Source organism: Streptomyces sp. NPDC006372, from assembly GCF_040612515.1.
GTDB lineage: Bacteria > Actinomycetota > Actinomycetes > Streptomycetales > Streptomycetaceae > Streptomyces.
Window position 1 is genome coordinate 34848 of sequence record NZ_JBEXQJ010000030.1, and the last position, 21204, is coordinate 56051.

General features: G+C 70.3%; 19 protein-coding genes. 16 read left to right on the forward strand and 3 right to left on the reverse strand.

The features are described from left to right. Positions 1 to 8: 8 nt before the first annotated feature. From ABZ016_RS32515 to ABZ016_RS32525, 3 genes are all read right to left on the reverse strand, one after another. The gene (locus ABZ016_RS32515; RefSeq protein ID WP_356920281.1) at positions 9 to 956 is read right to left on the reverse strand and encodes a chlorinating enzyme; all 948 of its coding nucleotides are present in this window, start codon (positions 954 to 956) and stop codon (positions 9 to 11) included. 253 nt (positions 957 to 1209) lie between these two features. Beyond that, complete coding sequence (locus ABZ016_RS32520) at positions 1210 to 2511, reverse strand: cation:proton antiporter (protein WP_356920282.1); 1302 nt, start codon at positions 2509 to 2511, stop codon at positions 1210 to 1212. A 153-nt stretch (positions 2512 to 2664) separates the two neighbouring features. Further along, on the reverse strand, positions 2665 to 3252 hold the full coding sequence (locus ABZ016_RS32525; protein ID WP_356920283.1) for a response regulator transcription factor: 588 nt from the start codon (positions 3250 to 3252) through the stop codon (positions 2665 to 2667). Between the two features lie 993 nt (positions 3253 to 4245). On the opposite strand from ABZ016_RS32525, the gene ABZ016_RS32530 reads away from it, so the two are divergent. The 16 genes from ABZ016_RS32530 (at position 4246) to ABZ016_RS32605 (ending at position 21140) form a co-directional block, all read left to right on the forward strand. Further along, positions 4246 to 5328: an alpha/beta hydrolase gene (locus ABZ016_RS32530; RefSeq protein WP_356920284.1), complete on the forward strand. Its 1083-nt coding sequence runs from the start codon at positions 4246 to 4248 to the stop codon at positions 5326 to 5328. A 161-nt stretch (positions 5329 to 5489) separates the two neighbouring features. After that, on the forward strand, positions 5490 to 7259 hold the full coding sequence (locus tag ABZ016_RS32535; protein WP_356920285.1) for a fatty acyl-AMP ligase: 1770 nt from the start codon (positions 5490 to 5492) through the stop codon (positions 7257 to 7259). Between the two features lie 224 nt (positions 7260 to 7483). Next, positions 7484 to 8413, forward strand: a complete 930-nt coding sequence (locus tag ABZ016_RS32540; RefSeq protein ID WP_356920286.1) for a hypothetical protein — start codon at positions 7484 to 7486, stop codon at positions 8411 to 8413. 39 nt (positions 8414 to 8452) lie between these two features. Further along, positions 8453 to 9331: a diiron oxygenase gene (locus ABZ016_RS32545; protein ID WP_356920287.1), complete on the forward strand. Its 879-nt coding sequence runs from the start codon at positions 8453 to 8455 to the stop codon at positions 9329 to 9331. Beyond that, positions 9328 to 9576, forward strand: coding sequence for an acyl carrier protein (locus tag ABZ016_RS32550; RefSeq protein WP_356920288.1), 249 nt, complete (start codon positions 9328 to 9330; stop codon positions 9574 to 9576). Before ABZ016_RS32545 ends, ABZ016_RS32550 begins: the two co-directional genes overlap by 4 nt. Next, positions 9573 to 10403, forward strand: coding sequence for an aminoacyl--tRNA ligase-related protein (locus tag ABZ016_RS32555; protein WP_356920289.1), 831 nt, complete (start codon positions 9573 to 9575; stop codon positions 10401 to 10403). Before ABZ016_RS32550 ends, ABZ016_RS32555 begins: the two co-directional genes overlap by 4 nt. Then, positions 10403 to 11407: a nitronate monooxygenase gene (locus ABZ016_RS32560; protein WP_356920290.1), complete on the forward strand. Its 1005-nt coding sequence runs from the start codon at positions 10403 to 10405 to the stop codon at positions 11405 to 11407. The genes ABZ016_RS32555 and ABZ016_RS32560 overlap by 1 nt, the downstream gene beginning before the upstream one ends. Continuing rightward, positions 11394 to 12260: an alpha/beta fold hydrolase gene (locus ABZ016_RS32565; protein WP_356920291.1), complete on the forward strand. Its 867-nt coding sequence runs from the start codon at positions 11394 to 11396 to the stop codon at positions 12258 to 12260. The genes ABZ016_RS32560 and ABZ016_RS32565 overlap by 14 nt, the downstream gene beginning before the upstream one ends. After that, complete coding sequence (locus tag ABZ016_RS32570; protein ID WP_356920292.1) at positions 12253 to 12507, forward strand: acyl carrier protein; 255 nt, start codon at positions 12253 to 12255, stop codon at positions 12505 to 12507. The genes ABZ016_RS32565 and ABZ016_RS32570 overlap by 8 nt, the downstream gene beginning before the upstream one ends. Before the next feature lie 18 nt (positions 12508 to 12525). Then, positions 12526 to 13167, forward strand: a complete 642-nt coding sequence (locus tag ABZ016_RS32575) for a 4'-phosphopantetheinyl transferase superfamily protein (RefSeq protein WP_356920293.1) — start codon at positions 12526 to 12528, stop codon at positions 13165 to 13167. After that, the gene (locus ABZ016_RS32580) at positions 13164 to 13424 is read left to right on the forward strand and encodes an acyl carrier protein (RefSeq protein WP_356920294.1); all 261 of its coding nucleotides are present in this window, start codon (positions 13164 to 13166) and stop codon (positions 13422 to 13424) included. The genes ABZ016_RS32575 and ABZ016_RS32580 overlap by 4 nt, the downstream gene beginning before the upstream one ends. Beyond that, entirely contained in the window at positions 13421 to 16141 is a 2721-nt protein-coding gene (locus ABZ016_RS32585; protein WP_356920295.1) for an aminotransferase class III-fold pyridoxal phosphate-dependent enzyme, read from the forward strand. The genes ABZ016_RS32580 and ABZ016_RS32585 overlap by 4 nt, the downstream gene beginning before the upstream one ends. After that, positions 16138 to 17835 (forward strand): fatty acyl-AMP ligase, encoded by a 1698-nt coding sequence (locus ABZ016_RS32590; protein ID WP_356920296.1) that lies wholly within the window; start codon positions 16138 to 16140, stop codon positions 17833 to 17835. Before ABZ016_RS32585 ends, ABZ016_RS32590 begins: the two co-directional genes overlap by 4 nt. 54 nt (positions 17836 to 17889) lie before the next feature. Further along, positions 17890 to 18969 (forward strand): monodechloroaminopyrrolnitrin synthase PrnB family protein, encoded by a 1080-nt coding sequence (locus ABZ016_RS32595; protein WP_356920297.1) that lies wholly within the window; start codon positions 17890 to 17892, stop codon positions 18967 to 18969. 33 nt (positions 18970 to 19002) lie between these two features. After that, on the forward strand, positions 19003 to 20295 hold the full coding sequence (locus tag ABZ016_RS32600; protein WP_356920298.1) for a flavin-dependent oxidoreductase: 1293 nt from the start codon (positions 19003 to 19005) through the stop codon (positions 20293 to 20295). Then, entirely contained in the window at positions 20292 to 21140 is an 849-nt protein-coding gene (locus ABZ016_RS32605) for an SAM-dependent methyltransferase (RefSeq protein ID WP_356920299.1), read from the forward strand. The genes ABZ016_RS32600 and ABZ016_RS32605 overlap by 4 nt, the downstream gene beginning before the upstream one ends. The last annotated feature ends 64 nt before the right edge of the window (positions 21141 to 21204 follow it).

The following is a 21204-nucleotide window of genomic DNA, read 5'->3' on the forward strand; positions in this document are numbered from 1 at the left end:
CGTCTCTCCTAGTGGCGGGGGAAGTGGAATCCGTTGACGGTGGTCTCGACGAAGCGGTTGTGGCCGTACCGGTCCTCACCGGAGACCAGCACGTTGCCGAACTTCTCAAGGCTGGCCCGCGCTCCGAACTCGTGGAGCTCGTCGGAGTACGGGTAGACCTTGACCTGGGTGGGGAGGTAGCGGGAGGCGAAGCCGAGCCGCATCTGGTCCGTCTTTCCGCTGTGCGGATGCGAGGCATGCATGAGCGTGGACCAGAAGAGGATGAACTGCCCGCGGCGCATGACCTGGGAGACGGCCTTGGACTCGTCGGGGGACCAGTCCGGGTCCTTCTGCAACTGCCGGTAGTCGTAGCCGAAGAGGCCGCGCTTGACGCCCTCCTTCTCCACCTTGTTGATGACGTCCGGGTTGTACTCCATGATCTTCGACTCGTCGTAGTTCATCGACGTGTGCGTGCCCGGGATGAACTGGAGGCAGCCGTTGTCGACCGTCGCCTCGGTGAAGGCGGTCCAGGCCGTGATGGTGCCGCCGAACTCCGCGTCCTCCGGCCAGACGATGTGCGGGTGCTTCGCACCGTCGACGCTGGAGAAGTTGTCCGCCTGGTGCCAGTCCGTGCCCTCGTCACCGGGGTACTTGGGAAAGAGCTCGGTACGCCAGCAGAGCGTGTCGGGACCGAGGATGCTCGACACCCTGTCCACGATCTCCGGCCGGGTGATGTGCTCGGCGAGGAAGTCGACGTCGAGGTGGCGGTCGTAGCTGGCCGCGAGGTTCGTGTTGCCGGACTCCGTCTGCCCGCCGCTGTAAATGGACGTCTTGGTCCGGAGCAGCTTCGGCCTGATCTCCTTGTAATGGACTTCCATCTCGTCTTCGGTGTACAGATCGAAGGGGCCGATGTAGCCGTCTCGGCGGAACTGTTCAAGCTCTTCGGCGCTCAGCGCGAACGTTTTTGTGCGAGCCATGGTTTCTCCTCGATCCTAATCGCGCTCGAAGACGACGCTTGGAGCGGCATAAGGCTGGATGCTTCGGGTGCCGGCGGCTCGGTGGCCGACGCAATGCCCGGAATCTCGATCCAGGATTTCTCGCGGGACTTCCGGTGATCACGGTATCCACACTTGTGGTACCTGCGCGAGATTAGAGTCACACCACGGCCTGTGAATTTCGCATGCCTGCCGCGGTGTTCCTCTCTTCGAGCCGGCGAGAGGGTTGCGCCGGTCAGCGGGAACCACTCTCGGTCGGCACGGGCCGAAGGGCCGCCGGGCCGGCCGGCACCATGCCGCGGCGCCGCTCGGCGCGGTCGATGAGGCTCAGCAGCGGTCCCGTCATCGCCGTGGTTGCCAGGGCCATCACGATGAGGGCCAGGACGAGGGGCGCGGACAGGATTCCCGCGCGGTGCCCGGCCTCCAGCACGATCAGTTCGGTCAGGCCCCGGGTGTTCATCAGGGCCCCGACGCGGCAGGCCGAAGCTCGGCTCATGCCGCCCAGCCGGGCCCCGATGTAGCCGCCGGCCAGCTTGCCCGCGCAGCCCAGTACGAGTGCGGCGGCGATCAGCAGCCAGGGCGCGGCGGAGAAGGCGCCGATGAGCACGGTGACGCCGGTGACGACGAAGAAGACGGGCGTCAGCGCCCGCCCGGCGCGCGACACGGAGGCCACGGGCCCGGCCCATACGGCCATGGTGTCACCGGTGATCGCGAGGCCGACCAGCGCGGCGCCGACGATGGCGGTCATGCCCAGGTGCTCGGTCAGCAGGGCCGTACCCAGCGCGGCCGCGCCGACGAGGGCCGCGGAGGTCCGGGGCATCCGCACGCACAGCCGGCGCGCCGGCCCGGTACGCAGGCCCATGCGCAGCAGCAACGCACAGCCGCCGCCCACGAGAAGCGCGATGCCGGACTCGCCAAGGCCGGACAGGTTGCCCGCGCCGAGCCCGATGGCGAGCGTGAGCATGATCCAGCCGAGGCCGTCCATGGCCACGGTGGCGGCCAGGGAGGACCGCCCTTCCAGCGAGTCGCTCATGCCCCGGTCGCTGAGGATGCGGGACAGCACAGGGACCGCGGTGATGGACATGGCCACCGCGACCATCAGCAGAAAGGCTGGGAGCGACGCTTCGCCACGGACAACCGCGTCGTCGCTGACCTCGATGACGCCGACCAGCAGGAGGCCGGTGACGAGGGGCAGCGCGAAGGCGCCGGCGACGAGGGCGGAAAGGGTGCGCTTCGACGGTCCGTCGGACCCCAGCCCCAAGTTGTGGGCGAGACCGACCAGATAGAGGACGAGTCCCGTCTGACCCAGCAGTTTGAGCACTGTGAGGACGGAGGGCGGCAGCAGCGTGTCGAACAGTTCGCGGTCGGCCAGCGCTAGTACAACGGGCCCGATCAGCACTCCGGCCGTGACCTCCCCGACGACTTCCGGCTGTCGAAGCCACCGGGCGCCCGCCCGCCCCATGACGGCCAGGAGCAGAACGACGGCGAGCGCCGCGATCACATGCAGCGCATGGGAAAGTAACTCGGATATGTTCACGATTGGTTGGCCCTTCGTGGCTGTCCTGTCGTGGAAAGGCAAAGGGGCCGGGTCGTCGCGACGCGGCGCGTGCGCCGGGGCGGGCGGGAGGGGACGCGACGTCCACGAAGAGCGGCCCCGGCGCACGCGGAGTCCGCGTCGGCGAGTGCGGGGTCAGATCCAGTTCGACTTCTGGGCGATCCGCAATGCGTCGATCCTGTTGCGGGCGTGCAACTTCGCCACCACGGACGAGAGGTAGTTGCGTACAGTTCCCCGTGAGAGGTGCAACCGCGCCGCGACCTCGTCGATCGTGTCGCCGCGGGAGATGTTCTCCAGCACGGCGAATTCCCGCTCGGTCAGCGGGCAGTCCTCGTTGACCAGGGCGGCGACCGTCAGTTCCGCGTCGAAGACCCTTTCGCCCTGATGGACACGGTGGATGGCTTCGAAGAACTGGCGGGGCCGCATGCTTCGCTCGACGATTCCGCCGATCCCGGCGGCGAATGCCTGACGGACGATCGACCGGGTGGACGAGGTGACCAGCAGCATACTGCGACAGCCCGGGAGGCTCGCTATCTTTTCGGCAATGGAGATGGCGTCGCTGTCAGCGCCTTCTAAGCTGAGGATGACTACGTCGGGGCTGTGTAACTGGGCGAACTCCAGGGCGCTGAAGTTGTCTTCCGAGGATCCGACGACTCGGATGTCCTCATGGCGTTCCAGCAGTGCTGTGAGCCCGAAGCGCGATAGATGCAGGCCGTCGGACATGAATACATCGATTCTCATTCGTCCCCCAACGTAGATTGTCGATCATCAGTCAAGCCATGTCGGGCTGTGAGCCCTTCTGGTTGCCGACCGTCATCGTGAATCTCGCCGCCTGTCAGAGCCCGCGGCGAGCAGACTCGTAGCAGGTAACTCGCGCCGAGAGTAGCACTGGCGTGCGAAGAGTCAGCGGTATTTTATCCGACCTCTTTTACCCTTGTGAAAGTTGAAAGTCGCACCGTACTTTGTGGCATTCCGATGTGCCTGGCGCGCAGGACCATAACCGCGGTACACCGCTCACGCCAACAGCCGGATAATCCGGGCATGCCGCCGCGAACACCCGTCGACTACACGGCTGTCCGGGGCAGTCTGTGGTTGGGCGCGGTATGGATCCGCTTTCCGTCGAGCCCTCGACGGCCTTTAGCGGAGGCGACGATTCCGAATGCCGCGTCGAAAGCCTTGCGCTGGGGCGTGGGAGTGGGGAACGTTACCTCGCCATCGCCGCAGCCGCCTGTCGCACATCACTCAGAAGTGCGGTGCTGGTGAGCGAACTGAAGATCATAACGTCGGCAAACACGTCTCCCCCGTCTTCAACCCGTTAATGGCCGCCCACGCTAGCAGCGGCCAATCCGATTGTCACCCGACTCCCAAAGGCACATGCGTCACCCGCAGAAACAAGCCATCTTGGCCGGGAGTTCGCAGTCCAGGACATGGAATTTTAACCGCAGGTCGTGAGAACTGCATATGAGGGAGACGGGGGCCGGCGTTGTAGCGTGCCGGTATCGGCGGCCACTGTCCCACCCAGCTGATTCCGGCGAGTTCGGGCGATCCTCCGCCCGTTCGCACGTCGCCCAGGGCGAATAGTCACGCGCGACGGCGCCGTGCCGCCCCGCACGCCCGCCCCGCCCTGCCCGCCCTCGCGGCCGCCGCTGTCGCACGGGGTCCGAAGAGCGTCTGCTGACTACTTGGCCGGTGTGACCCGAGGAGAGTCTCGTGCCCATGGACCGCTTCATCCGCGCCTTGATCCAATGGCAGGCGGGCGACCCACAGGCTCCGGCGCGCACGCTCACGGTCGACCAGGTGCGCCGACGGTACGCCGAAAGCGCCGCCCACACGCGCCGCGACGCCGCGCGGGCACCCGTCGCCGGCGTGACCGATCAGCGGATCGACGGTGTGGACGGCAGCTTCGGCGTGCGGACGTACCGGCCGCAGACCGACCGGGGCCGCCTGGTGACGTACCTGCACGGCGGCGGCTGGACCGTCGGCGACGTCGACACCCACGACGGGGTCTGCCGCCGCGTCGCCGCCGCCCTCGGAGCGGTCGTGGTCTCCGCCGACTACCGGCGCGCGCCGGAGCATCCCTATCCCGGTCCCCTCCAGGACGGGATCGCCGCCGCGGAGTGGGCGGCCGCCGCGTTCCCCGGCCGCGGGCACGTGATCGCCGGCGACAGCGCGGGGGCGGGCCTGGCCGTGGGGGTCGCCCTGCACGAACGCGACCATGGGAACGTCGACTTCGCCGCGCAGCTGCTCGTGTACCCGCCGGCCGACCCGGAGATGACGTCCGAGTCCATCCGCGCCTACGGCTCGGGCTACCTGACCGACGCCGACGATCTGCGGTGGTACTACGAGCAGTACGTGCAGGATCCGCGGCACGGCACCGACCCGGCGATCGACCTGCTCCGCGCCGATCTGCACGGGCTGCCGCCGACGGTGCTCGGTACCGCCGAGTTCGATCCACTGCACGACGAGGGGGTGGAGCTGGCCGCCCGGCTGGCCGCCGCCGGCGTCACGGTGGAACACGTCCCGGGTCCGGGCCTGGTGCACGGCTACCTGCTCCTGGCCGACATCGTCCCCGCGTCCGCGGAGACGACCACCGCGGTACTGGACGCGCTGGAGAGGACCCTCGCGGCGGCAGCGGACGCCCCGGGACGGGAGAGCGAGCCACGCCGGCTCCCCCGCCAGCGTTCCTCCGGTCCCGGGGCCCCCACCCCGAGGCCGCTCGGCGAACCCGGCGGAAGCCCGTCCGCCGGCGCCCCGGTCCCGGCCGGCAGCACCGTTCCGCCGAGACCGTCCGACTCCTGACCCGGACCGCTCCTCGACCACACCGGCCCCGGCGGCACGCCGTACATGAACGGCGGGCGCCACGACGCGCCCGGTCGGCCTTCGAGGTCCCGGCGCCGCACCTCCGGGCCTCACTCACCGAACTCTTCCGTGCACGACCGGCCGACAAGGAGATCCTGACCGTGAGCAGCATCGGACCGCATCCGAGCGCGGACGTGCGTACCGTTCCCGACACCCTGCGGCTGTGCAGTGAGAAGCAACCGGACGAGACCGCCTTCGTCCACCTGCGCGAGGGTGAAGTGCCCCACGAGAGCCTCACCTACCGCGAGCTCCACGAGCTCGCCGGTCTGCGCGCCGCCGCCTTCGCCGCCGCCGGCCTCGCCGGGCGCAGCGCCGTGCTCATGTACCCCTCGGGCCTGGAGTTCGTACGGACCGTCCTCGGGTGCATGTACGGGCGCGTGGCCGGTGCGCCGGTCCAGGTGCCCCGGCGTCGTGAAGAGGTGCACCGGATGCGCCGGATCGCCGACGACGCCGGCACCACGACCGTCCTGACCACCGCCGAGGCGGCCCGCGACCTCCGGGAGAGCTTCGCCGGCCTGCCCGCCCTGGACGGGCTGACCCTGCTGGCCACCGACACCCTCGGGTACGACACGGGCGCCCCCCAGCCGCCGCTGCCGGGCCCCGAGGACACCGCGCTCCTGCAGTACACGTCGGGCTCGACGGGGTCCCCCAAGGGAGTGATGGTCACCCACGCCAACTTCCTCGCCAGCGCGGCCGAGACCGACGAGGCGTTCCCGTGCGAGCCCGACGGCACCGTCGTGAGCTGGCTGCCCCACTTCCACGACATGGGTATGCTCTTCGGCATCGTCATGCCCCTGTGGGCCGGCATCCCCGCGTATCTGATGGCCCCCGAGGCGTTCATCCGCCGTCCGGCGCGCTGGCTCGAGGCCATGGCCTTGTTCGGCGGAACGCACTCGGCGGCGCCCAGCTTCGCCTACGAACTGTGCGCGCGTGCCGCCGCGGACGGCAAGACCGGCGCCGTGGGCGACCTGTCGCGTTGGCGGACGGCCGCCAACGGGGCCGAGCCGGTGCGCTGGGCCGCCCTCCGGTCGTTCATCGACGCGTTCGCGCCGTACGGCTTCGACTCGCGGGCCATGAGCCCCGGTTACGGCCTGGCGGAGAACACGCTCAAGACCACCGCCTCCCGCGCGGACCAGGAGCCCACCGCGCTCTGGGTCTCCGCGGCGGCCCTGGGCGAAGGCGTGGTGCGGCCCGTCGGCGAAGGCGCGGAGGACGCCGTTCCCCTCGTCAGCAACGGCAGTACGTCAGGCCGCACCCGGGTGCGGATCGTGGACCCCGTCACCCGGTGCGCCCTGCCCGAGGGGCGGGTGGGCGAGATCTGGATCGACGGCCCCTGCACGGCGGCCGGTTACCTCGGGCGGCCGGAGGAGACCGAGGAGACGTTCCGGGCACGGATCGCGGGTGAGGGCGCCCTCGACCGGCCTCATCTGCGCACCGGTGATCTCGGCTTCCTGCACGACGACGAGCTGTACGTCGCCGGCCGCCTGAAGGACGTCATCATCCGCAAGGGCCGCAACCACTACCCGCAGGACATCGAGCTGACCGCCGAACGTGCCGTGCCGGGTCTGCACCCGAACAGCGTGAGCGCCTTCTCCTGCGACGACGGGGAGGCCGAGCGGCTCGTGCTGGTCGTGGAGGCGGACGGCCGGCTCCTCAACTCCCCCGGCGCCGCGGCGGTTCGGGCGCAGGTGTACGACGCGATACGGAGCGATCACCGGATCACGCCGGACGACATCGTCGTCGTACGGCGCGGCGCGCTGCCGAAGACCTCGAGCGGCAAGGTGCAGCGCACGGAGTGCAAGCGGCGCTACGAGCACGGCGAGCTGCGGATCGTGGCCTCGGGTGTCGGCGCCGCGGCCGGAAAGGCGTAGCTGGTCGCGATTTCCTCTGTGCAAAACACACGGGTGAGCATGTGAAATCAGCCTGTTGCGCGGCAATTGCTGGCTGGTACCGTCGAGCCCGTTCCGGGGATTCAGGCAGAAGCCAGGGGTCGCCGGCCACATAGGGCGGGCCCCGAACCGTCGGTGCTTTCTTCTTGCTGGAGGGATAGCCCGTGTCAGACAGAACCGAAGTCCCGGGCACACCCTGGGAAAAGGTGGCGGATTCAATCGAGTTCGTCCCCGCCGAGTATTCCGACAAGACCGTGCCGGAGACCGTGGCGCGGGAACTGCTGCGCTGCGGCCCGGCCGAGATCGACCGGCTGGTCGAGGCGTCGCTGCCGTTCGAGGAGCGCGCGGGAGTGCGCCATTTCGACATGAACGACCTGTACAACCTCGGCATGTATTCACAGACGTCGCACACACAGCCGGAATTGACGTTCCGCATGCTGTTCCGGTTCGCCGGCCGTCCGGTCGAGCCTCTGCTGCGTCCGAAGTCCTGGGACTTCCGTGTCCGTCTGGAGTGCCCCGAGTGCGAGGGGCACGCGCCCTGGCACTTCGAGGCGCCCGATGTCGTCCGCTTCGGCGGAACCGTGGTCGGCGGGGCGGCCCTGGAGCCGGGCTCCAAGACGGCAGAGTACGCGGCGACGATCACCACGCGGGGCGCACGCACGCCTCTGGTCTCGCCCGAGCTGCGCACCCTGACCCGCGACTACCTCGACGCCGGCTACCGCTGGCAGATGATCCCGGTCGCCATGCAGGCCGACTACCAGCTCGTGCACGAGATGGGCTCGACCAGCTGCATCGCCGCCAGCCTGCTGCTGGCCGAGCGGTTCCGCGAGGCCGGGTACCCGGCCGAGGCGAAGCGGGGCTGGTTCTGCGGGGTGCTCGGCGGGGCCCTCGACCTACCGCACGCGTGCGTGGAGGTGGAGGACGAGGACGGGGTCCTCAAGAGCGTCGACATCGCCAAGGCGCAGCTGGCCGCGCGGCTGTCTCCGGACACCAGGGACTTCCAGGAACTGTGCCTGGGGTCGACGTACAACAAGGTGATCCAGTCCACCGCTTCGGGCAATGCCTCCTTCGGTCGCCACGCATGCGGTTCACCGGTGCCGGCCCAGGTGCGCGCGGACATCCGACCGGCTCGTTGAAGCCGAATGATCTGCATCACTGTGTGAAAGGGCGAGTAAATGGCGGTGTCTGAGATCGAACCGATCGTGCTCGAGCTGGACCGGCTGGAGAACATGGCCGAATCCGGGTACTACAACCCGTACACGATGTTCGACTGGCCTGACACGATCGAGCCGGACAAGCCCTGGATGAGTGAGAGTCTCACCACGCTGGCGGGCACCCCGATGTGGGACGAGCTCACGCGTGAACAGCAGCTCGCGCTGACCCGCTACGAGGCGATCAATTTCTTCAGTCTCAACATCCACGGAATTCGCGAACTCCTCAGCGAGGTCGTGATGCGCATTCACGAGCGCACCTATGCGGACGCCTCGGAATTCCTGCACCACTTCATCGGTGAGGAAAACGAGCACATGTGGTTCTTCGCGCAGTTCTGCCTGCGCTACGGCGGCAAGCTGTACCCGGCGCAGCCGACGCTGAAGGCCGACTCGGTGCAGCACCTGTCGCCGGTGGCCCGCGAGCTCATCGTGTTCGCGCGCATCCTGATCTTCGAGGAGATCGTCGACTACTACAACGCGTACATGGCGACCGACGAGTCGCTGCCGCACATCGCCCGTGAGATCAACCGGGTGCACCACCAGGACGAGAGCCGGCACGTCGCGTTCGGCCGGATGATCTTCACCAACCTGCTCGGCCAGGTGGTCAAGCGCGACCCGGACGAGGTGCCGGCAGTCGCCGAGTACCTGGAGAACTACCTGCAGTACAGCGTCGCGACCCTCTACAACCCTGCCGCCTACCGCGACGCGGGCATCCCGGACGCCCTCGCGCTGCGCCGCCGCGCGCTGGAGCACCCGGCCCGGGTGGAGGCGCACGACCAGATCCTGAAGCGGACGAGGAAGTTCCTGTCGAAGGCGGGCGTGGGAATGGAACTGATCAAGTGACGGCCGAACCGATGCAGGCGCTGCGGGAGTTCATCCTGAGCCGCAACCCCAAGCTGCAGGACCTGCCCAGCGACCTGGACCTGATCGACAGCCGGGCCATCAACTCGCTGGCCTTCGTCGAGTTCATCTTCCTGCTGGAGGAGCTGACCGGCGAGCCGATCGATCCGGAGGACGTGGACCTGGACGACTTCCGCACGCTCGACGCGATCGCGGCGGCGTTCTTCACGAAGGAAGCGGCACGATGACCACAGCAGCGACCGACAACGGTCTGGGAGTTCTCGACGGAAGCCAGCTGCGACTGCTGCGGGCGTTCGACGCGCTGGTGCTGCGCTGGGCCGGTGAGTGGGGCGCCCCGGAGTTCCGGTACCCCTTCCTGATGCGCTGTCAGGATCTGGACACCTTCGACTACTACGACAACTTCCCGCATCTGGGCTTCACCGCGACCCGGCTCGACCCCCAGCGCCTCGGCGCCCACCTGGCGCAGAGCCCCCGGCCGGTCGACCTGATGCCCACCGAGGTCATGGAGCCGACCGCGTTCGCGCTGCCCTCTGCGGCGTGCTACTCGATCTACCTGGACCTGGCCGGCTCCACGCTGCCCGCCATGGGCACGCTGCGGACCACGGTGGGCACCTGCTTCCGCAACGAGGACCACTACCGGGGCCTGCAGCGGCTGCTCGGCTTCACCATGCGGGAGATCGTCTGCGTCGGGCCGGAGGAGGCGGCGAAGAGCCACCTGGTCCGCGCCAAGGACGCGGTGACGGCCCTGTGCGCCGAACTCGGCCTGGACCTCAAGCTGGAGGTCGCCACCGATCCGTTCTTCGACAAGAACGGCGGCAAGGCGAAGATGCAGCGGCTGTTCCCGGTGAAGGAGGAGTTCGTCGTCAACGGTGTGGCGATCGGCTCCGTCAACTACCACCGGAACTTCTTCGGCGAGCGGTGCGAGATCCAGGCGGGCGACGAGACGGCGCACACCAGCTGCCTCGCCTTCGGCCTGGAGCGCTGGGTGCACGCCCTGACCGACCGGTTCGGCACCACCGCCGCGGCGGTGTCCGCGCTCGAGGGCCTCGGCTGATGCGTGCCACGGTGGCGGCGGTCCTCGGTACGGAGGTGAGCCTGCTCCAGTCGGGCATGGGCGGTGTCGCGGGCACGGGACTCGCCTGCGCGGTGTCCCGGGCCGGCGCGGCGGGCTGCGTGGGCGGGTACAAGCTGGCCGGCGACGCCCTGTCGGCCGTACTGGAACGGCTGGTCGCCGGAACCGACCGGCCCGTCGGCGTGAACCTGATCCCGGAGGTGGTCGGGCCCGATGAGCTCGACCGCCAGGTGGAGCAGGTGCTCGCCGAGACGCCGCGGCACGTGTACGTGTCCCTGTTCGGCATGCCCGAGGACGCGGTGTTCGAACGGGTCGCCGCGGCGGGACGGCACCTGGTGGTGCAGGTGGGGAACGTCGAGGACGGTGTCCACGCGGCCGAGCGCGGCGCCGTAGTGGTGGCCCAGGGCATCGAGGCCGGCGGCCACCTGCTGGGCACGTCGCGGCGGGACGAGCTGGTCGCCGCGCTGCGCGACCGGCTGCCCGACGCCTGCCTCGTCGCCGCGGGCGGCATCGGCGCGCCGGCCGAGGCCGAGCGGGCCGTCGCCGCGGGAGCCGACGGCGTGCTGCTCGGCACCGCCTTCGTCGTCGCGCACGAGTCGCGCGCGCACGGCCGGTTCAAGTCGGCCGTGACCACTGCCGACGCAAGCGACACCGTGATCACCGACGTCTACGAGATCGGGTGGCCCGGCCGCCGGCACCGGGTGCTGGCGACGAGCGTGACCGCCGATCCCGGTCAGCCCAAGAAGTTCATCGGCCGCACGGTGGTCGAGGGGAAGCCGTACCTGGTGCCCCGCTTCAGCGCGGCCGTACCGACCGAAGCGACCACCGGGCGCATCGAGGAGATGGCACTGTACTGCGGCCAGTCCTGCACCGCGGTCACCGCGGAGGCCTCGGCGGCCGACGTCGTCGCCGCGTACGCAGGCGTGCTCCGGGCCCCAACGGCCACAGGAAACCAGAGAAGGACGGAAACCCGTGTCGGACAGTGAAGACCACGAGCCGTACGACCTGTCGTATCGCGAGGACACCCCCCGCATCCGCACCAGGGACGGTGTCGAGCTCTACTACGAGTCCAGCGGTGAGGGCCCCGCCCTCACGCTGCTCAACAACTTCTTCATCACCAGCCCGTTCTGGCGGGCGCACACCCAGGAGCTCGTGAAGAACCACCGTGTCGTGAGCTACGACATGGCCAATCACGGGGCGTCCTCGCGGCTCGACACGGAGCCGACCTGGGAGGAGCACGCGGCGGACGTGATCGGCCTGCTCGACGCGCTGGAGATCGACGCGACCTACCTGGTCGCCACGTCGGCCTCCTCGCAGCTCGCCAGGGACGTGGCGCTCACGCACCCGGGCCGGGTCAAGGGCCTGGTGCTGGCGGGACCGGTCTTCGGCCTCAAGGGCATGCGGCGTCACCGGCAGCTGAACCGCTCGTGGCTGCTGACCCTCCAGCACCACGGCATGGCCGCCCTCTACAACCAGATCTACGCCGAGGTGATCAGCGGCGAGATGAACGAGCAGGGCGGCACCCCGGGATTCCTCGGGCTCCGCGAGAGCTTCCTGGCGATGTCCACCCCCGAGGAGCTGACCAACGGCCTGACGCTCGTCCAGACCGGCGACCCCAGTTCCGCGCTCCTGTCCCGCGTCACCGCGCCGACACTGCTCGTCCTCGGCGACGACGACATCCTGCTGAGCCCGCAGCGCGGGCACGACGTCGCCGCGCTGTTCCCGGACGGGCGCTGCGAGATCATGCCGAACGCCGGCCACGTGCCGTTCCTCGACGACCCCGAGGGCTTCGAGGTGCTCGTCGGCAAGTTCGTGGAGGAAGTGGAATCGCGTGTCTGACACCGGGGCCGAGATCCGGCAGCGCATCCGCGGGCTGCTGGTCGACCTGTCCGGCAGTGAGCGGTTCGCCGACGGCGTCCCGGACTCCGCCTCGCTGCGCGAGTCCGGACTGCCCTCCACCGGTCTGGTGAGCCTGCTGGTGGCGATGGAGGACGCGTTCGGGTTCGAGTGGGACGACGACGTAGAGCCGGAGGCGCTGCGCTCGATCGACTCGCTGGCTCGTCACGTCCTGGCGCTGCGGAACTGAAGGGCACGGGGACGTCCGGTGGCTGTCGCGTGGGAACCGCCCGCGGGCGTCGGTCCGGAGGCGTCGGTCGCGTTCCACCCGGTGGCCCGCCCCTACGGACGGGCTCAGCAGTCCGTGGCGGGGCGTCGGGCGGCGGCCGAGGCCCTCGCCCTGGCCGGGTCGGCCGACCGGATCGTTCCCCGTGAAGCCGACGGGCGGCCACGCTTCCCCCTGGGATTCGCCGGGTCCATCTCCCACACCGAGCGCCGGGCGGTCGCGGTGGTGGTCCCCGGCGCCGAGGCGGTCGGCGTCGACATCGAGAGCGCGGCCGTCAGTCCTCGCATGGCGGCGTTCGTCCTGGCCGAGCACGAGCGGCGCACGCTGCTCGCGCCGGCCGGCGGGTACACGGCGCGCGATCTGTTCACCGCGAAGGAAGCGGCCTTCAAGGCCATGAACGGCCACGGCGGGCTCGGCGAGTTCATGTTCTGGCGGATCCAACTGCGCCGGTCGGGCGACGCGTTGCTCGCCTCGTACCGCGGCGAGCCGGTACCGGTGTGGGTTCGTTCGGAGACGGAGCTCTCGTTCGCCGTGGCGATACGGCGTCGAACGGTGCGACGGGTCCACCCTGCTGAGCCTGTATCGGCTGAACCATTGGCGTTCGAATGGGGAAAGAAGCAATGAACCGCGAAATTCTTGAGGTCGTCGACGAAATGTTCCGGCGCGAGCTCCAGGTTCCCGAACTCGACCCGGGGGCCCCGCTCGTCGACTACGGCCTCGATTCCATCCGGTCCATCAGCCTGGTGGTCGAGATGGAGGCCGCGTTCGACCTGCGCATATCGGACGAACAGGCCGCCGAGATGCGGACCCTGCATGACGTCGTCGAGCAGATCTCCGCGCTGCTCACCGTGCGGGTCGGGCAGGGAGATGGTGACGCGTGAGCGACGTATCCACCTTTGGACGCTTCGTCCGCCCGGAGTTCGCCAGGCTGTTCCGCGCACTCCGCCTGGACGCCACCTATCGGGTCGGCCACGGTGACCACCTGGTCCTGGAGCCGCAGGACGGAGCGGGCCTCTCCCAGGGCGACGACCAGGTGCTCGACCTGGTCGGCGGCGCGGGTTCGTCGCTGTTCGGGCACAACCACCCGGAACTGCTCGACGTGGCGCGCCGGTGCCTCGACCGGCAGATCCCCTTCAACGCCCAGGCCAGCATCCGGCCGGGGGCGGCCGCACTGGCGCAGCGGCTGTCCGACCTCGTCGGCGCCACGACCGGCGCACGGTACGTGGTGACCTTCGGCAGCACGGGCGCGGACGCGGTCGAAGGCGCGGTGAAGCACGCCACGGTCGAGCACCGGCGCCGGCTCGGCGCGCTGCAAGAGGAGTACGAACTCGCCCTGCGCCGGGTGCGCCGCGACGGTCTCGCGGACGTCCCCTGCACGAGCGGGCCCGCGCAGGGGCGCCCCTGCGCGGCGGTGCTGAGCGAGGCCCTCGACCGGATCGCCGCCCTGCGGGACACGGATCCCCTCTTCGTCTCGCTGAGCCACGCCTTCCACGGCAAGTCGGCCGCGGCCGGCACGCTGACGCACGGCGGCAACGTGCCGGCCGATCTGCGCGTACCGGGACCCCGGCACCGGCGGCTCGACGACTGGACGCCCGAGGCCGTGGTGGCCGCGCTCGACTCCGAACGCATACCCGTCCACTCGGTCCGCCTCGACGCCGCCGGGATGCCGCACTCCGGCGTCCGCCACCTGTCGCCGGTGGCCGCCTGCTTCGCCGAGCCCATCCAGGGCGAGTCCGGGGTGCGCGAAGTCCCCGCCGAAACCCTCGCCGCCCTGCGCGAGCTCGCCGACCGGCACGAGGCGGTGCTGGTGTTCGACGAGATCCAGAGCGGCATGGGGCGCACCGGCACGTTCCTCGCCTCCGAGACCTCCGGGGTGGCCGCCGACTACTACCTGTTCTCCAAGTCTCTCGGCGGCGGACTCGCGAAGGTCTCGGCGCTGCTCGTCGCCGCCGACCGGTACGTGGCCGAGTTCGGCCGTCACCACACCTCCACCTTCGCCGACGACGACTTCTCCTCGCTGATCGCCAAGGCCGCGGTGGACCTCTCCGTCGCGTACCGCGACCGCATCGTGGAGACGGGCACGCTGCTGCGCAACCGACTGGCGGAGGTGGCCGCCCGCCGGCCGGACGCCATCGTCGAGGTACGCGGGCGGGGACTGCTCCTCGGCGTCGAGTTCGCCCTGCCGCGGCCCGACTCCGGGCTGCTGCGCGAGGTGTTCGACTCCGAGTCGCTCGGCTACCTGATCGCCGGCCGGCTGCTCCACGAGCACCGGATCAGGGTCATTCCGACCCTTTCCGCGCCCACCACCCTGCGCGTCGAGCCGTCGGCGCTGCTGGAACCCGCCGACGTCGACCGGATCGCCGCCGCGTTCGACGACGTCGCACGGCTGCTCTCCGAGGGCGAGTACGCGACCCTGCTGGAGCACCTGACGGTGCCGGCGGCCGAGGCCTGGCAGCCCCGGCAGCACGTCCCCTTGCCGCGCCGCGACCGGCCGTCGCACCGCGGCGGTGGGTCGCGGGTCGCGTTCCTCGCCAATCTGGATGTGCCGGGCAAGCTGACGCACATGGCGCCGGAGCTGGCGGCCTGGTCCGACGAGCAGTGCGCGGCGGCGCTCGACCGGATGTGGGGTGAGGTCGACCCGTTCGAGGTCGCCCGTCACCGCGTCAAGTCCGAGGCGCAGGGCGAGACCGAGGTCGTCATGGTGGCGGTGCCGTTCACCGCGGCCCAGGCCAACGCCGCGCTGCGGGCAGGCCAGGGCGCCTGGCTGCGCCGGACGGTGCTCGACGCGGTGGAACTGGGCGTCTCGCTCGGCGCCGAGGTCATCGGCCTAGGCGGCCACACCTCGATCGTCACCAACGCCGGACGGGACGTGGTGGAGAGCGATGTCAGGGTGACGTCGGGCAACTCGCTGACCGCCGCCTGCGCCTACGACCTGCTGACGGCGCAACTGGCCCTGACTCCGCCGGGCGAGCGCCGGGTCGGCGTCGTCGGCGGCATCGGGAACATCGGCGCGGTGATGGCCGAACTCGTCGCCCCGCACTGCGATGCGCTGGTGCTGGTCGGCCGGCCCGGTTCGGCGCGGCGACTGGCGACGGTCGCCGACCGGCTCTCCCCGCTGGTCGACGTAAAGGTCGCCGAGGACCTCACCGCCCTGCGTGACTGCCCCATCGTGGTCAGCGCCACCAACGCGGCGGAGCCGGTGATCCTGCCCCCGCACCTCGCCGGCGACCGGGACGTCCTCGTCTGCGACCTCGCGGTTCCCGGTGACGTGCACCCGGCGGTGGAGGGCCTGCCGAACGTCCGACTGGTGTCCGGCGGCCGCATACAGCTGCCCGGCGGGCAGACCCCCCACTTCCCCGGCATCACGCTGCCGCCGGGAATCCTGTACTCCTGCCTGGCCGAGACCATCCTGCTCGGCTTCGAACCCGACACGCCGAGCCCGTCCTACGGCGGACTCTCCTCGGCGGGTGTGCTGGCCGCCAGGGACCTGTCCATACGCCACGGGCTGCTTCCCGCCCGCATCGTAGCCGACGACGTCTCGGTACAGCCGTGGACCGTCGATCCACTCAAGCGCGCTCTCGAGGAGAACTTCGGATGATCACACTTCGCCCGCGTTTCCCGAGCATCCTGCACGCGTTGGCGGCAGAGGCGGAAAGAGGCCCGGACGGATCGGGGCTGACGCTGGTACCGGAGCCGGGCAGAGAGGAGACGCTGCGCTACGACGGCCTCCTCGAAGCGGTCGCGCGGTCCGCGGCGGCCCTCAGGGAGCGCGGTATCGGCCGCGGCGACCGGGTGCTGCTCTGTCTGCCGACGGGCAGGCCGTTCGTCACCGCCTTCCTGGGCTCCCAGCTGCTCGGGGCCATGCCGACGGCGATCTCGCTGCCCGTCAGTTTCGGCGGCGCGGCGGGGTTCGAGGCGCAGCTGAAGGACCTCGTGGGGTACCTGCGTCCCACCGCGATCGTCACGACGGCGGCGGTGATCGAGAACCTCCCCCACCTCGGCGGCACCCAGCTGTTCGACGGAGCCGAGCTGTACGCGCGGGCCACCGCGAGTGACGCGCCGCAGGAACCCCTGCGCCTGCCGGACGGTGACGACCTGGCGCTGATCCAGTGCACCTCGGGTTCCACGGGCACCCCCAAGGGCGTGATGATCTCGCACGCGGCCCTCGCTGCCAACTGCGAGCAGCTGATCGGGGCCTTCGGCTGGACGCGCGAGGACACAATGGTCAGCTGGGCTCCGCTCTACCACGACATGGGGCTGCTCACCGGGGTGCTGTGCCCGGTCTTCGCCGGCGCGAGCACCGTGCTCATGCCGCCCACCCGGTTCCTGCGCGCCCCGGCCGAGTGGCTGCGGCTCATCAGCACGCACCGCGGCAGGTTCGCGACCGGCCCGAACTTCGCGTACGGCTACGTCACCGCCCGTGTGCGCGACGACGAGCTGGAAGGCGTCGATCTGTCGTCCTGGCGGATGGCGCTCTGCGGAGCGGAACCCATCCAGCCCGGCACCGCGCGTCGCTTCACCGAGCGCTTCGCCCGCTGGGGACTGCCCGCCGACGCCTTCACGCCCGGCTACGGCATGGCGGAGGCGACCCTCGTCATCTCCACCACGCGGCCCGAGGAGCCGTTCACGTACGACTCCATCGACCGGACAGCCGCCGTCACCGACGCGCGGGCGGTCGACGTCGACCCGCGGCAGCACCCGGACGCGCTGCAGATCGTGGACTGCGGTGAGCCGGTGGTCGGGGCGGAGGTCCGCATCGTGGACGGCGAAGGCCGCACCCTGGGCGAGAACGAGATCGGACACGTCCAGTTCCGCAGTCCCTCGCGCACGGCCGGATACTTCGACCTGCCGGAGGCGACGGACGCGTCGATCGCCGCGCCGGACTGGTGGAAGACGGGCGACATCGGCTATCTGCGGGGCGGCCGGCTGCGGATCACCAGCAGGGCCAAGGACCTCATCATCATCCGCGGCGCGAACTACTTCCCGTCGGACTTCGAGCAGGCCGCCGAGACCGTGCCCGGCGTGCGCCTCGGCGCGGTGATCGCCGTCGGCCACCGGGACGACGGGAGCGACTCGGAGGAACTGCACCTGATCGTTGAGACGGAGCTGGAGGCGGAGCGGCACGAGGAGTTGCGCCGGTCCGTCAGGGCCGCCGTCAGTGCCCGGACCGGGGTGCGGGCCGCCGCGGTGCACCTGGTGCCCAGGCGCAGCATCCCCAAGACCACCAGCGGGAAGCTGCAGCGGTCGAAGGCGCGCGAGATGTTCGTCGAAGGACGGGCGCCCTCGTCCTGAGTCCGGTGCCTCCGACGTCATGTGACCATGCGATCTCTCCGGAAGTTGGTTCCGATGCATTCCAGAGCGCACATAGCTTCCGAGGAATTCAACGCACAGGTCGCACAGCTCGATCCGCTGCACCTCGACGACGAGCTGCGGCAACTTCCCAAGATGAACGAGTCCGCCGACGTCGACGCGTTGGCGCGGGTCCTCGGCGAGGCGCTCCCCATGGAGGAGCGCGTCGCCGGTTTCACGCTTCCGGAGTGCCTCGCCGCGATGCGCGACCTGGGGATGTACCTCGGCAGCCTGAAGAGGCACGGGGTGGTCGCCTTCGACGTCGTCGCGGGCGCCACCGGAACGTTCGAACTGCTGGGCCGACGCACGCGTCTGATCCCGCGCGACACTGTCTACCACTATACGTGCTGGAATCCTCAGGGAGAGCGCGAGCGGCTCTACACCGGCCACCCGATGGAGCGCAGCCTCGTCGGCGCGGTGCGCACCTGCGTACCGGAGCTGGCGCTCGCCCTCGACGCCGGCCGCTCCCTGTCCGCCATGGACCCGCGCGGCTCCGAGCAGGCCGGCGCATGGGCATGCCTCACCTCGCGGGTCGCGGCGGTCGACACGACGATGAGGAACGTGCTCCTGGGCGTCTCCCCCGAGTTCTTCGCCCGCGAGCTGCGGCCGTACTTCGAGGACATCCGCGTGGCGGGCCGCACGTACATGGGCCCGGCCGCTGCCCATGTGCCCCTCTTCCTGGTCGACATACTGCTGTGGGCGTCGGACCGGGGCAGCGAGGAGTACCTGGCGTTCTGTGACGAACTCGCCTCGCACACGCTCCCCGACTGGCGGACCCGGTACGAGGAATGGAGAGCGGCGCCGTCCCTGGCCTCCCGTTACGCCGCGGCCCTCGGAGACTCCCGCTCGCAGGACGAGACGCGGCACGTGGAGGCCGGCCTGAAGGCGTTGCGGGAGGCGCTCAGGACCCTGGCCGCGTTCCGCGGCAAGCATCTGGTCATGGCGCGGCGCGCCTACCACGAGGAGCTGCGGCTCTACGAACTGGGCAGCGGCGGGGGAAGCACGGACCTCCTCGACGAGATCCTCACTCTCACTCGGCAGAACCACGCCGCGATCGGCTCGATCGCCGCGCAGTGAAGTCATTGTCACGACGCGGAGTGTGGACGGGCGATGAGAATCACGATTGTCGGGGCCGGAATCGGCGGACTGGCCACCGCGACCAGTCTGCACGCCGCGGGCTTCGAGGACGTCACCGTCTTCGAGGCCGCTCCCTGTCCGCGTCTGCTCGGGTTCGGCCTGAACATCCTGCCCAACGCCGTCCGTGAACTGGCGGAACTCGGACTGCTGGACGACCTGCGGCAACAGGCGATCCAGACACGGGAGCTGGTGATGTGCAACCCGCGGGGCCGCCTGGTGTGGCGGGAGGACCGAGGGCTGTCGGCGGGCCACCGCTGGCCCCAGCTCTCGATATCCCGCTCGCACCTCATCACAGTCCTGGCGGCGGAGGTCCGGCGCCGCCTGGGCGACGGCGCGATGGTCACCGGCGCCCGGCTCGTGGGCCTGGACGACGAACGAGGCGGTCCGCGGGGGGTCTTCGCGTACGAGGGCGGCTCCCGGCGCACGGTCGAGACCGACGTCCTCGTCGGGGCGGACGGCATTCACTCCGCCGTGCGGGCGGCCTTCTACCCGGACGAGGGCCCGCCGCGGACCAACGGCGTGACGATGTACCGGGGGACGGCCTGGGGCAGCGGGTTCCTGACCGGGCGTTCCATGGTCGTCCTGGGGGACGACCGGAGGCGGCTCGTCCTGTACCCGATCGACCGGGACGGGACGACGGACCGCTGCCTCGTCAACTGGGTCGCCGCCTCACCGGACTTCACCGACGACGGCCCTCCCCCGGAGGACGTCGCCGGGGTGCGGCGGTTCCTCCTGCGCGAGTTCGGCGGCTGGTCGCCGCCGGACACGGACCTGGCCCGCCTGTTCGAGGACACCGAGCGGATCCACCGGTACCCGATGGCCGACAGGGACCCCGTCCCCCGGTGGACGTTCGGCGGCGTGACGCTCCTGGGCGACGCCGCCCACCCGATGTACCCCGCCGGGTCCAACGGCGCCACGCAGGCCGTCGTCGACGCGCGGGTGCTGGCGTGGCACCTCGCCTCGCACTCCGACCCGGCCGACGCCCTGCGCGCATACGAGGCGGACCGTCTGCCCCAGATGACGGAACTGCAGCGGAGCAACCGCTCTATGGGGCCGGAGAAGGTGCTGACGCTGGCGCACCAGAGGGCCCCGAGGGGATTCGAGAGCATCGGGGACGTCTTCAGCGAGGAGGAACTCGCGGAGATCTCCCGCGGCTACGCGGAGACGGGAAAGTTCGATCACAAGTGGGTCAACTCGCGCCCCACTCTCTCTGTCGGCCGACGTCGGCGGCAGGCCATGCGGCGCGACATCGGGAGTGCGGAGTGACAGACACGGCACGGCAGAGCGACGAGGCGGCAGCCGTCAAGGAGACCGGCTTCATCACCGCCGTCATCAGGGCCATGGAGAACGCCCGTCCCGACCCGTACCTGTCGGACGAGTACGCCGAACTGCTGTGCACGCCGCGGTCGTGGAGGATGGCGGAGGAGGCGCTGGCCGCGGGCGGCACGGTCGGCTCCGTGATCGTGCGGGGGCGTTTCGGCGACATCGCACTGCGGCAGGCCGTCGCCGACGGCATCACGCAGGTGGTGTGCCTGGCGGCGGGCGGCGACACGCGGGCCTGGCGCCTCGGACTCCCGGCGGGCACACGGTACTTCGAGGTCGACCTGCCGGGCCAGCTGGAGGCGAAGGGGACCCTCCTCGCTCCGGTCGCGGACCGGCTCACCTGCCGTCGGGTGGCGCTGAGCGAGGACCTCCGTGGCGAGACGTGGCCGCAGCGGCTGGTGGACGCGGGCTACGAACCGGACCGGCCCGCGGTGTGGATCGCCGAGGGACTGCTGCCGTACCTGCGCGTCGAGCACTTCACCCGGCTGATCACCGACGTCGGAAAGCTGTCGAGTCGCGGTTCGCTGCTGCTCGTCGACGCACCGCACGCCCCGTACTTCCGGGACCCGGCCAATGCGAGGTTCCTGGCGTTCATGAAGTCCCGGGGGGCCGCGTTCCAACTCGGCATGGAGGACTTCGGCGGTTTCCTCGACCGGTACGGCTGGCGGTCGGAGGCGTACACGCTGAGCGCGCTCGCCGCGGGTGAGTGCGCGTGGGCGCCGGCTCCGCCCGAGCGGCTCTGCCCGCCCCACGACCATCACTGGGTGGTCCGCGCACAGCTCGTCTGAAGCCGGCCCGAACGGGGGTGCGAGGTGGATCCGATTGCGGGGCCGAGTGGCTCAATCCGGTTGC

Coding starts and splice junctions, on each gene's coding strand:
- ABZ016_RS32515 (WP_356920281.1), bottom strand. CDS start 956: ATGGCTCGCACAAAAACGTTCGCGCTGAGCGCCGAAGAGCTTGAACAG.
- ABZ016_RS32525 (WP_356920283.1), bottom strand. CDS start 3,252: ATGTCCGACGGCCTGCATCTATCGCGCTTCGGGCTCACAGCACTGCTG.
- ABZ016_RS32530 (WP_356920284.1), top strand. CDS start 4,246: ATGGACCGCTTCATCCGCGCCTTGATCCAATGGCAGGCGGGCGACCCA.
- ABZ016_RS32545 (WP_356920287.1), top strand. CDS start 8,453: ATGGCGGTGTCTGAGATCGAACCGATCGTGCTCGAGCTGGACCGGCTG.
- ABZ016_RS32555 (WP_356920289.1), top strand. CDS start 9,573: ATGACCACAGCAGCGACCGACAACGGTCTGGGAGTTCTCGACGGAAGC.
- ABZ016_RS32560 (WP_356920290.1), top strand. CDS start 10,403: ATGCGTGCCACGGTGGCGGCGGTCCTCGGTACGGAGGTGAGCCTGCTC.
- ABZ016_RS32580 (WP_356920294.1), top strand. CDS start 13,164: ATGAACCGCGAAATTCTTGAGGTCGTCGACGAAATGTTCCGGCGCGAG.
- ABZ016_RS32590 (WP_356920296.1), top strand. CDS start 16,138: ATGATCACACTTCGCCCGCGTTTCCCGAGCATCCTGCACGCGTTGGCG.
- ABZ016_RS32595 (WP_356920297.1), top strand. CDS start 17,890: ATGCATTCCAGAGCGCACATAGCTTCCGAGGAATTCAACGCACAGGTC.
- ABZ016_RS32600 (WP_356920298.1), top strand. CDS start 19,003: ATGAGAATCACGATTGTCGGGGCCGGAATCGGCGGACTGGCCACCGCG.